Raw genomic sequence first — 12651 nt, 5'->3', positions numbered from 1 at the left:
CGGCATCCGAACCGCCTGCTGCGGCCGTTTCAGGGACGCTCGAAGAAGACGATGCAGACGGGCGAGCCGACCTGGGCTATGCGGCGTGGTGCTCCGAGGGCGCCCTCGGGGCTGCGGGCGAGGGCCGCGATGCTGCCGGTGCGCTCGTTCGCTACGTAGAGGGCCTCGTCGTCGGGGCCGAGGGTTATGAACCGTGGGCGGATGCCGCCGGAGGAGGCGTGCTGGAGCAGGGTGAGCAGACCGTCGTCGCCCATGCGGTAGACGGCAATCGTGTCCTCGCCCGGGCCTCCCGGGGTGCGATCGCCGGCTCCGCTGCGGTTGCTGGCGTACAGGGTCCTGCCGTCGGGGCTGACGGCCATCTCGGCGGAGCGGCTGTCGCGCACGTCGCGGTCGGGCATCGTGGGCACGATCTGGAGGGGCAGCAGCTCGGGCGAGGCGGCCCGGCGGCGCAGCACGGTGACCGTGTTGTCGAGCTCGTTGACGCTGTACAGGACGGGCAGGCCCGGATGGAAGGCCACGTGCCGTGGACCGCTGCCCTCGCGCAGCCGGGTCGCTGCGAGGATGTCGAGCTGGCCCGAGCGGGGGTCGAGCGCGCAGGTGAATACCGTGTCGAGGCCCTTGTCCGGGACGAGGAACACGTCGCCCTCAGGCGCGAATGCCACCTGGTGGGGCTTGGAGCCCTTCTGGTCGCTCCGGTGCGGGCCTGGCTCGCCGGTGAACTGCACCTTCCCGGACAGGGTCCCGAGGGAGCCGTCCGCCTCGATCGGGAAGGCCGTGACGGAGCCGCTGGTGTGGTTGGCCGCGAGGAGGAACCGGCCAGTGGGGTCGAGGGCGAGATGGGCCGGGTTGGTGCCCTCGCTCTGGCGCCGGCCGATCTCGTGCAGATTCCCTGCCTCCCCGATGCGGTAGGAGGTGAGGTAGTCCTGGTCGCCGTGGGCGACGTGCAGGACCCGGCGGCGGGCGTCCAGGGCGAGGAAGCCGGGGTTGACCGCCGGGGTGATCGCCACCTGCTCCCAGGCCTCCCCGTCGAGTCTGAAGCAGGCGATGCCCTGCCCCTGGCCGTCCCGCTCCCGCGTGGTGCGGGTCCCTACATAGGCGAAGCGCTCCCGTGCCATGTCAGTGGGTGGTCCCCGCGTGCTCGGAAGGCGCCGGTGCCTCTGCGCCGGCGGGGGCCTTCTTCAGCCGCATGGCGGCCATCATGATCGCGGCGACGGCGGTGAGCCCGGCGAAGAAGAGCAGCCCGACCAGGGGCGAGCCGGTCGCGTCGGTGATCATCCCCTGGGCGTAGGGGCCGACGAAGCCTCCGAGGTTGCCGATGGAGTTGATCGCGGCGACCGCCGTGCCGGCGGTGGGGACGGAGAGGAACTGGTTCGGCACGACCCAGAAGGGAGACTTGTAGGCGTACAGGCCGGCCAGGGCGATGCTGATGGCGGCGATGACCAGCCAGGGCTGGGCGAGGACGCCGGCGAGGAACATGGCCACGGCGGAGACGGCCAGCGGGAGCCAGCTGTGGAACTTGCGCTCGTTCTTCCTGTCGGAGCGGCGCGACCACCAGATCATAGCGACGGTGGCGACGGCGTAGGGGATCATGCCGACGAGGCCGATCTGGAAGGTGCTCAGGTCCTTGGAGAGGCTCTTGATGATCTTCGGCAGCCAGTAGCCGGTGCCGAGGCTGCCGACCTGGTAGATGAAGTAGATCGCGCCCATGTAGAGGACCTTCGGGTTGGCCAGGGTCTTCCAGACGCTCAGGTGCTTGGTGTGGCCCTTGTCGGCGTCCTGCTCGCGTTGGAGCTCGTCCCGGATCCAGTCCTTTTCCTCGCCGGTGAGCCAGCGGGCGGCGGCGGGCTTGTCGGTCATGACGAAGTAGCACACGACGCCGAGGATGACCGCGGGGACGCCCTCGAAGACGAACATCCAGCGCCAGCCGCCCAGCCCGGCCCAGTCGACCCGCTCCATGATCCACGTGCTCAGCGGGGAGGCGATGATGTAGGAGACGGGGATCGAGGCGACGAACAGGGAGATCATCGTCCCGAGGTAGCGGCGGGGGAACCAGTAGCCGAGGTAGACGATCAGGCCGGGGAAGAACCCGGCCTCTGCCACGCCGAGCAGGAACCGGACGATGTAGAGCTGGACGTCGTTCTGCACGAAGCCCATCACCGTTGCCAGCGCCCCCCAGGTCAGCAGGATGCGGGCGATCCACTTGCGGGCGCCGAACTTGGCCAGGGCCGCGTTGCTGGGCACCTCGAAGAGGAAGTAGCCGATGAAGAACAGGCCGGCGGCGAGGCCGAAGGCCTGGCTCGTGAGGGCGAGCTCCTTGTTCATCTGCAGCGACGCGAAGCCGATGTTGGCCCGGTCGATGTAGTTGACGATGTAGAGCAGGAAGGCGAAGGGCACGATGCGCCAGGCGATCTTCCTGACCGTGCGCTTCTCCAGCGTCTGGTCGGCGTTGACAGACAAAGCGTTTCTCCTGGGTCCCGGCCCTGCAGGGCCGTTATAGCTTATAACGAAGGCCTTCCTGAAAGAAGGCTTCGGAGTATGGGGGGTGAGACCGGGTGCGATCCGAGTCACAGGATATAGGTTATAACCTGCAATCTGTGATATCCACCACCGGCTTCGTGCGCCTGATCAGCGCTGGCTCTGCTCGAGGGCCTCGATGGCCCGTCGGCCCAGGCTGGCGCTGATGTGCTCGCGCATCACGGCGGCCGCTGCCTCGCTGTCGCCGCTGCGCACGGCCTCGAAGATCGCCCGGTGCTCTGCGGCGACCCGCTCGCTGTCCCCGGGACTGTCCCCGCGGGAGCGGAGCCCGACGAGGCGGTAGCGGTCGGCCTTGTCCCAGAGCCGCTCGAGGATGTCGGTCAGTATCGGGTTGTGCGAGGAGCTGTAGACGGCGCGGTGGAAGTCGCGGTGGGCCAGGAGTGCATTCAGGTCCGCCGCGTCCCTGATCGGGGAGAGGCGGCCGAGGGCGGCCTCGATCCGGGCCAGGTCCGCCGCCGTGCGCCGCTCGGCGGCGAGGCCTGCGGCGAGCGGGTCGGCGCTCTCGCGCACCTCGTAGAGGTGGCGGGCCTCCGCGGCGCTGACAGCCGTCACCCTGGCATCGCGGTGGGCCTCGAGCTGGATCATCCCCTCGGCCGACAGCCGACGGATAGCCTCCCGCAGCGGGGTCGTGCTCAGGCCCAGCTCCTCGGCCAGGTGCACCTGGGGGATGACGGACCCGGCCTCGAGCTGGCCTGTGAGGATCCGGGTGCGCAGCTCCGAGTAGGCGTAGTCGTTCTTGGTGAAGATGCCGGTCGCAGGGGCGCTCACATCGGCTCCGATCTCGAGGGTCAGACGTTCTTCCAAGAATAGCGGTTGTAGGCGACAGGATGCAGGTTATAAGCTATAACGAGTCTTTCACCTTAGGAGGTTGCGGAATGGGCCGCATAGCCGAGCGCACTGTCGCCGATAGACGTCTGGTGCACGACGCCGCGGAGCTGCGCGTCGTGGACGTGCAGGCCGCGGCGGGAGAGGCCTTCGCGCGGTGGCCCGTGGTCCTGCGCCTGCTCGCCGAGAACGTCCTGCGCAACGTGGAAGCTGGGGAGCGGGAGCGGTCCCTGGCTGCCCTCGTGCGCTGGCTCGAGCGGGCCAGCAGCGAGGAGGAGATCGAGTTCCTGCCGGGCCGCGTGCTCATGCACGACACGACCAGCACCCCGGCGCTAGTGGACATCGCCGCGATGCGCAGCACGGTCGCCGAGGCAGGAGGGGACCCGTCGGCGCTGAACCCGCTGCTGCCGGTGGAGGTCTCGATCGACCACTCCCTGGCGGTGGAGGACTATGCCCACGCCGGAGCGCCGGTGCGTAACATGGCCCACGAGATCCGCCGGAACCGCGAACGGTACCGCTTCCTGAAGTGGGCGGCGCAGTCGATGGACAACGTCCACATCAACCCGCCGGGCACCGGGATCATGCACACGATCAACCTCGAGCAGCTCGCCACGGTTGTCACGGTCCAGGAACGCGACGGGGAACGCTGGGCGGTCCCGGACATGATGCTCGGCACCGACAGCCACACCCCCATGGTCAACGGCCTCGGGGTCCTGGGCTGGGGCGTGGGCGGACTGGAGGCCCAGACCGTCATGTTCGGCATGCCCACCACCCTGCGGATCCCCGACGTCGTCGGCGTCCGCCTCACCGGCCGCCTCGGCCCCGGCGTCCTGGCCACCGACCTCGCCCTCACCGTCACCCACCGCCTCCGCGAGCTCGGGGTCACCGGCGAGTTCGTGGAGTTCTACGGCCCCGGCGTCTCCGCCCTGAGCGTCGGGGAGCGCGCCGTCGTGGCGAACATGGCCCCGGAGTACGGGGCGACGACCGGGTTCTTCCCTGTCGATGCCCGGACTGTCGAGTACCTCCGGCAGACCGGCCGGACCGAGTCGCAGGTCGTCCTCGTCGAGGCGTACATGCGCCGGGCCGGCCTGTGGTTCGACCCCGCGGCCGAGCCCGTCTACACCCGAACGCTGGAGATCGACCTCTCCGCGATCGAGACCAGCGCCGCCGGGCCCCGCCGGCCCCAGGACCTCCTGCCCGTCAGCGCCATCCCGGCCGCCCTCGCCGCCGAGCGGCGCCCGTCGACCCATGCCGCTGGGGGGCTCCCGGAGTTCCCGGTCGCGATCGCCGCGATCACCAGCTGCACCAACACCACCGACCCCAGGCTCCTCGTCGCCGCCGGGCTGCTCGCCCGGCGCGCCCGGGCCTTCGGGCTCACCGTGCCGGAATGGGTCAAGACCTCCCTCGCCCCGGGCTCCCCCGCAGCCGCCAGCTACCTCAGGCGGGCGGGCCTAACCGAGGACCTCGACGCCGTCGGCTTCGGCATCGTCGGATTCGGCTGCACTACCTGCATCGGCAACTCGGGCTCCCTCACCCAGCCCGTGGCCCAGGCCCTCCAGGCGGAGGGCAGCCGCCCGGTGGCCATCCTCTCGGGCAACCGCAACTTCCCCGGCCGCGTCCACCCCGACCTGGACCTGGGGTTCCTGATGTCCCCACCCATGATCATCGCCTACGCCCTCGCCGGCGACGCCGCCAAGGACCTCTCCTCCGAGCCCGTCCAGCGCACGGCCGACGGCCGCGAGGTCTACCTCGCCGACCTCTGGCCCGGCGCCGACGAGATCGACGCCGCCCTCGCGGCGGCGCTCGACCCGGCCGACTTCGCCCGCGACTTCCGCGTCGCCTCCCAGAACCGGCTCTGGGCCGAGATCGAGGCCCCCACCGGGGACCTCTTCCCCTGGGACGAGTCCTCCACGATCCTGCGCCGGCCACCGTTCGCCTCCCTCGGCGAAGGGTGCCTCCTGGGCGAGTACACCGCCCATCCTCTCCTCGTCCTCGGCGACGACATCACCACTGACCATATCTCCCCTGCCTCGGCGATCCCCCGGGACAGCGCCGTCGCCGACTTCCTCGTCGAACGCGGCGAAGCCCGCAACGACCTGAACGTCTTCGCCTCCCGGCGGGGCAACTGGGAGGTCATGGTGCGAGGCGCCTTCCACAGCAAGACCCTCCGCAACGCCCTCGCCCCCGCGGCTCCCGTGGCGCACACCGTCCACGGCCCGAGTGGGGAACTCATGCCGCTCTGGGACGCGGCGCAGCGCTACCGCGCCCACGGCGACTCGGTCGTCGTGGTCGGCGGGGAACGCTACGGCATGGGATCCTCGCGCGACTGGGCCGCCAAGGCCCAGCGGCTCCTCGGCGCCCGCGCCGTCCTGGCCGACAGCTTCGAGCGCATCCACCGCTCCAACCTCATCGGAATGGGCGTCCTGCCCCTGCTCATCCCGGCCGGCGTCCGCGAGGAGCTCCAGGGCATGGCACCCGGCGACACCCTGCACATCGACGCCTCCCCCGCGAACATCCACCCCCAGGCGCCCATCCCGGTCACCCTCCTGAAGGCCGGCCAGCCCGCCCTTGAGTTCACCGCCACCGCGGCAGTGGAGACCGCCTTCGAGACCCGCCTCCTCGCCCACGGGGGCGTCATCCCCGCCATCCTCGCCCAGAACACCCAGGCCGTCTGAGCGCAGCTCCCCGAAGAAACGAGAACCCATCCCATGACCGGCCAGCAGGCAGAGCTCAACACCGCCGACCTCTACGACGAGTACGGCGAACAGCTCCAGTCCGTCAGCACGCAGTTCCAGTCCTTCGGCGGGCGGACCCGATTCCACGGCCCCGTCCGCACCCTCAAGTGCCACGAGGACAACCTCCTGCTCAAGCAGACCATCGCCACCCCCGGCAACGGCGCCGTCCTCGTCGTCGACGGCGGAGGCTCCCTCCGCTGCGAGCTCCTCGGCGGGAACATGGCCGCCCAGGCCCTCGAGAACGGCTGGGCCGGCGTCATCGTCAACGGCGCCATCCGCGACCGCGCAGAGCTCGCCGACCTCCCCTTCGGCGTCAAGGCCCTCGGCAGCAACCCCCGCAAGGGCACCAAGACCGGCGCCGGCGAGACCGACCTCGTCGTGGCCTTCGGCGGAGCCGTCTTCCGCCCCGGGGCGACCGTCTACTGCGACGACGACGGCATCCTCGTCCAACGCTGACACCCGTCCCCCTGCCCGTGGCGGCCCTGCCGCTCCGTCGTCGGCATCGGCATGGCCGCGTCGCTGCTCGTCCCCGCGGCGCCGCTGTAGCTGCGGCTGTGAAGGCGGACCGCCACCAGAAAGGACACATCCATGTACCCGGAGACCCCACGCCAGATGGCTTCCCGGGACTTCGACCCCAGGACCATCCCCTTCGACTCCCCGGTCTACGTCGGCCCGATCGGCTACGGCCGGCCACGCCCCACCTACGACCTCCTCGAAGAGACCGACCTGCTGGTCTTCGTCGGAACCGTCCCCGGCGACGTCATCACCGACGGATTCGTGTGCCGCCAGGACTGGAACAAGAAGAACTTCCTTGTCACCATCGACCCGTCACTGCGGGGCCGGTCAGGGCCCGTCTCCCACCAGATCGTGGCCAAACCCGACGTCTTCGCCCGCGACCTCTCCAAGCTCGAACTCCCCGTCAAGGATGAGTGGCGGCAGTGGAGCGCGAGAATGCGCGCTGAACAGGAGTCCTTCTCGGCCCTTCCGCCGGCGACCCCAGGCGAAGGACCAGCACGCATGGACACTCTGATGGCGAACCTCGTGTCCGCGCTTCCCTCCGACGCCATCGTCACCTTCGGCGCGGGCGAACACACGAACTGGGCCCACCGCTACTTCCCGACCCGGCGCTACGCCTCCATGCTGAGCGCCCGAAACGGCTCCATGGGCTACTCGGTGCCATCTGCGATCGCCGCGTCACTGGCCTACCCCGATCGGCGGGTGGTCACCATCGTCGGCGACGGCGAATTCCTCATGAACGGACAGGAGCTGGCAACGGCAGCCCAGTACGGAGCCACGCCGCTGGTGATCGTCATGGACAACCAGGAATACGGCACGATCCGCACCCACCAGGAGCGGCAGTACCCGCAGCGGATCTCCGGCACCCAGCTGAAGAATCCGGACTTCGCGCTGATGGCCCAGGCCTTCGGCGGCTTCGGCGCCAGAGTCGAACACGACAGGGACATCCCGGCCGCACTCGAAGCAGCCCTGCAGGCGATCGAGCGGGATAGGGTGTTCGCCCTCGTCCACCTCGTAGTCGAGCAGCGCGTCAAGGCCTACTAGCCCCGGCGGCCGGCGCCCCGGCCCCAGCCATGCCGTGCACCCTGAATGAATGGAAGACAATGCCTGATTCCCTGAACGACGAATCCCTGCTCCTCACCTCCATCCCCACCGGCCTGCTGATCAACGGCCAGTGGCGTCCGGCGTCGTCCGGAAGGACCTTCGACGTCGAAGACCCCGCCACAGGCAAGGTCCTGCTCAGCATCGCCGACGCCGGCACCGAAGACGGCGCCGCCGCACTGGATGCCGCAGCGTCCGCCCAAGCCGGCTGGGGCCGCACCGCGCCGCGCGAACGCAGTGAGATCCTGCGCCGCGCCTTCGATCTCGTCACCGAACGCGCAGAAGACTTCGCCCTCCTCATGACCCTCGAAATGGGCAAGCCGCTGGCGGAAGCCCGGGGCGAAGTCGCCTACGGCGCAGACTTCCTGCGCTGGTTCTCCGAGGAAGCGGTCCGCATCGGCGGACGCTACCTGCCCGCGCCGGACGGAAAGAACCGCCTTCTGGTCCAGAAGAAGCCCGTCGGGCCCTGCCTGCTGATCACCCCCTGGAACTTTCCCCTGGCCATGGCCACCCGCAAGGTCGCCCCGGCCGTCGCCGCTGGCTGCACCATGGTCCTGAAGCCCGCAAACCTGACCCCGCTGACCAGCCTCCTGTTCGCCCAGGTCATGGAGGAAGCAGGCCTCCCGGCCGGCGTCCTGAACGTCATCCAGACCTCCACCGCAGGCGCTGTCACCGGCCCGCTCATCAAGGACGACCGCCTCCGCAAGATCTCCTTCACCGGATCAACGGCGGTCGGACAAGCGCTGATGAAGGAGGCAGCGGACAAGGTCCTACGAACCTCCATGGAACTGGGCGGCAACGCACCGTTCGTCGTGTTCGAGGACGCCGATCTAGACAAGGCCGTTGAAGGCGCCCTTGCCGCCAAGATGAGGAACATGGGCGAGGCCTGCACCGCGGCCAACCGCTTCATCGTCCACGAGTCCATCGCCGACGCCTTCGCGGAGAAGTTCGCGGCGAAGATCACTTCCCTCACCACCGCCCGCGGCACCGAGCCCGAATGCACGGTCGGTCCGCTGATCGACGGCAAAGCCCGCGACGGCGTCCATGCCCTGGTCAGCGACGCGCTGGCAGGTGGCGCCGAAGCAGTCACCGGCGGTGCAGCCGTCGACGGCCCCGGCTACTTCTACCAGCCCACCGTGCTGAAGAACGTCGCCGAGGACGCCCGCATCCTCCGGGAGGAGATCTTCGGACCGGTTGCACCGATCGTGACGTTCGCCTCCGAGGACGCCGCCATCCGCCTGGCCAACAACACCGAGTACGGCCTGGTCGCCTATGTCTTCACGAGGGACCTCAGCCGCGGCCTGCGCGTTAGCGAAAGGCTCGAGACCGGCATGCTCGGCCTCAACGCTGGCGTCATCTCCACGGCTGCCGCGCCGTTCGGTGGCGTCAAACAGTCGGGCCTGGGCCGCGAGGGCGGTTCCGAAGGCATCGAAGAATACCTCTCCACCCAATACGTCGGCATCGCCGACCCCTACGCCGGCTAGAGCTGCACAGCAAACGGCCAAACGATGCAAGGGGCCTCCCGTTCTCGCAACTGGGAGGCCCCTTGCTGCCCTGATCTGCGTTGACGCAAACCAAGGCTTTGAACGATGCTGTCCCAGTCGCCACTGTCATATAGGCATCGCGCATCAGCGCTCGTGATCCGGACGTAACTCCACCCCTCCGGTTCTAGGGCAGCTGGTAGCCAGTGAATGGTACCGGCGGGCAGCGCGACGATGCCGTCCATATCGTCCAGCTCGGGCTGCTCCAACTCCGTGCAGCCCACGCGACGACGCTTGCCGTTGCCTCATCTCACCCCGAAGCTGTGGAACATTTTCCCCAGCACGATCGAGGTGTCGATGTCTGGTCCAGCACCACGTTGTCCACGCCCTGGGAGCGCCACTAACGGCCACACAATCGCCCTCGACGAGGTCGCCGCAGTGAACCCACGAACCAGATCCCCTTCGTTCCCGAATCTGGCCACTGACCCACGAGCGTTAGCCCGCCCCCGAGCGCTCATCGAACCGAGGGGAGTGCCCAAGCAGCTGCGGTACTTGCGCGGTACGTTTTAGCCCGCGCTGTCAGCGCTCCTGAAGAACTGAACACTTTCGCTCTTGCAGATCTGGACACCTCACCACGATTGGATGGGTGATCAGATTGGAAGACTGGGCCCTTATCCGCAGGCTTCATCTGGCTGAAGGGATACCGAAGGCTCGGATCGCCAGAGACCTCGGGATCTCCAGGACCACTGTCCTGAAGGCGCTGGCGTCCGATGGGCCGCCGGAGTTCCGCGCGCCGCACCGGTCCTCGGCCTTTGACGGGTTCGAGGCCCGGGTGCGGGCCCTGCTAGCCGAGTTCCCCTCGATGCCGGCCTCGGTGATCGCGGAGCGTCTGGGCTTGGGAGGGGTCTGCCTCCTGGTTCCGGAAGAAGGTCGCGCTGCTGCGCCCGGAGTATGCGCCCAAGGACCCGGCCGACCGGCTCGAGTACGCCCCGGGCGACCAGGCCCAGTGCGACCTGTGGTTCCCCGCCCAGGGGGTCCCGGACGGGACCGGGGGCCGGCGCCCATTCCCGGTGCGGTGGTGGTCTCCTCGTATTCGCGCTTCCTCGCGGCCAGGATGATCCCCACCCGCACGACCCCGGACCTGCTGGCCGGTCTGTGGTCACTGCTTCAGGCCCGGCTCGGGGCGGTGCCGCGGCGGCTGGTGTGGGACAACGAGGCAGGCATCGGGCGCAGGAACCGGCTAGCCGAAGGGGTCGAGGGCTTCTGCGGGACGCTCGCGACCAGGATCGTGCAGCTGAAGCCCTTCGACCCGGAGTCCAAGGGCATCGTCGAGCGCGCGAACAGGTTCATGGAGACCTCCTTCCTGCCCGGACGCCGCTTCCGGGACCCGCTGGACTTCAATGCCCAGCTGGAGGAGTGGCTCCAGCTGGCCAACCGGCGCACCGTCCGCTCGCTCGGGGCGCGCCCGTGCGACCTCCTGAGCCTTGACCGGGGGCACATGCTGGAGCTTCCGCCCGCGGCCCCCTCCGTCGGTTTCCGGCAGCGGGTGAGGATCGGGCGGGACTACTATGCCAGGGTCTTGGGCAACGACTACTCCATCGACCCGTCCGCCATCGACCGCTTCGTAGAGGTTCATGCGGACCTGGACCGGGTCCGGGCCCACCTGGACGGGACTCTGGTCGCGGACCACGCCCGCTGCTGCGGCACCGCCGAGACCGTCACCGATCCGGAGCACCGGCGCGCCGCGGCCCGGCTGCGGGCGGCCTTCCAGCAGCCGCGCACCAGGACCATCGAGGACGCCGGGATCGTCCGGGACCTGGCCGAGTACGACGCCTTCTTCGGCGTCGCCATCGCCGAGGATCCCGCCACGACGAAGGAGCAGACGGCATGAGCGCCGAGGCCCTCAAGCGCATCGACCACCTCGCCCGGGCGTTGAAGGCGCCCCGCATCCAAGAGGCCGCGGGCCGGCTCGCCGAGCAGGCCCGGGACGCGGGCTGGGACCACGAGGAATACCTCGCCGCGGTCCTGGACCGGGAGGTCGCCGCCCGCGACGCCTCCGGTTCCGAGATGCGCATACGCGCCGCGGGCTTCCCCACGCGCAAGACGATCGAGGACTACGTCTTCGACCACCAGCCCGCACTCAAACGGGACACGATCCTGCACCTTGCCGGAGGGACCTTCTTGGCCAATGCGGAGAACGTGGTGCTCCTCGGGCCCCCGGGAACCGGGAAGACCCACCTCGCGATCGCCCTCGGGATCCGGGCCGCCTACCTGGGCCACAGGGTCCTGTTCGCCACCGCGACCGAATGGGTCACGCGGCTCCAAGGAGCCCACGCCGCCGGCAGGCTCAACGCCGAACTGGCCAAGCTGCGCCGCTACGGGCTGATCGTCGTGGACGAGGTCGGATACATCCCCTTCGAGCAGGACGCGGCGAACCTGTTCTTCCAGCTCGTCTCCTCCCGATACGAGCATGCCTCGCTGATCCTGACCTCGAACCTCTCCTTCGCCCGGTGGGGCGACGTGTTCGGGGACCAGGTCGTCGCCGCCGCCATGATCGACCGGATCGTCCACCACGCAGAGGTCGTCACCCTCAAGGGCTCCTCATACCGGCTCAGGAACACCGAGATCGAAACCCTGCCCTCCGTACGAGCCGAAAACGCGGCAGACTATAACCACTCGAACTGACCAGATCTCGAAGAGCACAAACGTTCAGTTCCTCAAGAGCGTCAACACGCGCGATGACGTGCCAACCGAGGACGTTCCACCTGAGGGGGGTGCCCCAAGCGTACAGAGCCTTCGATCGCTTGAGGCAGTCCTCGGCCGGAAGTCGCACGAATGGGCTAGTCCTTTTCCCGCCGAAGGACCGAAGGACCAAGTTCGATGGAAGAGGACCAAGTACGTTGGAAAAAGGACCTAGTTGCTTGGAAATCCACACAGTCATGTAGATTGCCACGCATCTTGGTCCTTGGGACCAGAATGCGAACCCTGTGATTCCGCGGCTTCCGCCGCCTACCTGCGGTTCCGTTCTGTCATCGAAGATGGTCCTTTCCACGCCCAGCTGATGCCGCACTCAGCCGAGGTGTTGAATGACGCGGGCGCATCTAGGCGTGCTGTCGTCGGAAGCACGGCCGGGCACGCCACGTGGATGGCGAGTCTGGCCTCGGGATCGTTCACGACTTTCCGCACGTAGCTGAGCGTGAGGAAGTCCCGCGCCTCAATGAGTTGCCAGCAGGCCTTGGCGAGTTCGAACGGTCGTACGACCTCGAGGACGGTCAGGCCAAGCCGACGGGCCGCGTCGTGGCTCTTCGTGCCGAGGGCGGAGGCGGCCCGCATCGCTAGGCCGCGGAATCCTCGGTCCGCCACTCTCCGCAGCCGCGCGTCTTGCTGCCAGTTCCCGCGGCTGTGATCGCGGCAGCCTCCCTTGATCTTTGGCCTCCGAGCGGTGATACTAAACACGT

At 68.8% G+C, this 12651-nt stretch carries 8 protein-coding genes and 2 pseudogenes; 6 read left to right on the top strand and 4 right to left on the bottom strand.

The window, feature by feature from the left end; translation table 11 throughout:
- Positions 1 to 29: 29 nt before the first annotated feature.
- From E5679_RS02825 to E5679_RS02815, 3 genes are all read right to left on the bottom strand, one after another.
- Positions 30 to 1115 (bottom strand): lactonase family protein, encoded by a 1086-nt coding sequence (locus E5679_RS02825; RefSeq protein ID WP_138413580.1) that lies wholly within the window; start codon positions 1113 to 1115, stop codon positions 30 to 32.
- Between the two features lies 1 nt (position 1116).
- Positions 1117 to 2457, bottom strand: coding sequence for an MFS transporter (locus E5679_RS02820; RefSeq protein ID WP_138413579.1), 1341 nt, complete (start codon positions 2455 to 2457; stop codon positions 1117 to 1119).
- A gap of 168 nt (positions 2458 to 2625) precedes the next feature.
- Positions 2626 to 3339: a GntR family transcriptional regulator gene (locus E5679_RS02815; RefSeq protein WP_249335913.1), complete on the bottom strand. Its 714-nt coding sequence runs from the start codon at positions 3337 to 3339 to the stop codon at positions 2626 to 2628.
- Positions 3340 to 3410: 71 nt separating this feature from the next.
- Here E5679_RS02815 and acnA point away from each other — a divergent pair, with 71 nt between their 5' ends.
- From acnA to istB, 6 genes and pseudogenes are all read left to right on the top strand, one after another.
- A complete protein-coding gene (acnA, locus tag E5679_RS02810) occupies positions 3411 to 6035 on the top strand; it encodes an aconitate hydratase AcnA (protein ID WP_138413578.1) in 2625 nt (874 codons plus the stop codon).
- 33 nt (positions 6036 to 6068) lie between these two features.
- Positions 6069 to 6551 (top strand): ribonuclease E activity regulator RraA, encoded by a 483-nt coding sequence (rraA, locus tag E5679_RS02805; protein ID WP_138413577.1) that lies wholly within the window; start codon positions 6069 to 6071, stop codon positions 6549 to 6551.
- 183 nt (positions 6552 to 6734) lie between these two features.
- Positions 6735 to 7655, top strand: a pseudogene (locus tag E5679_RS02800) (thiamine pyrophosphate-dependent enzyme); the annotation flags it as partial.
- Between the two features lie 59 nt (positions 7656 to 7714).
- On the top strand, positions 7715 to 9196 hold the full coding sequence (locus tag E5679_RS02795) for an NAD-dependent succinate-semialdehyde dehydrogenase (protein WP_138413576.1): 1482 nt from the start codon (positions 7715 to 7717) through the stop codon (positions 9194 to 9196).
- Between the two features lie 652 nt (positions 9197 to 9848).
- Positions 9849 to 11084: pseudogene (gene istA, locus E5679_RS21565) on the top strand (IS21 family transposase).
- A complete protein-coding gene (gene istB, locus E5679_RS02785) occupies positions 11081 to 11878 on the top strand; it encodes an IS21-like element helper ATPase IstB (protein WP_138413575.1) in 798 nt (265 codons plus the stop codon). Before istA ends, istB begins: the two are co-directional and overlap by 4 nt.
- Before the next feature lie 324 nt (positions 11879 to 12202).
- On the opposite strand, the gene E5679_RS02780 is transcribed toward istB, so the two are convergent.
- Positions 12203 to 12526, bottom strand: coding sequence for a hypothetical protein (locus E5679_RS02780; RefSeq protein WP_138413574.1), 324 nt, complete (start codon positions 12524 to 12526; stop codon positions 12203 to 12205).
- Positions 12527 to 12651 lie beyond the last annotated feature (125 nt).

It is taken from the genome of Sinomonas gamaensis (assembly GCF_005876955.1).
Lineage (GTDB): Bacteria > Actinomycetota > Actinomycetes > Actinomycetales > Micrococcaceae > Sinomonas > Sinomonas gamaensis.
This window is presented reverse-complemented; position numbering and strand designations above follow the sequence as displayed.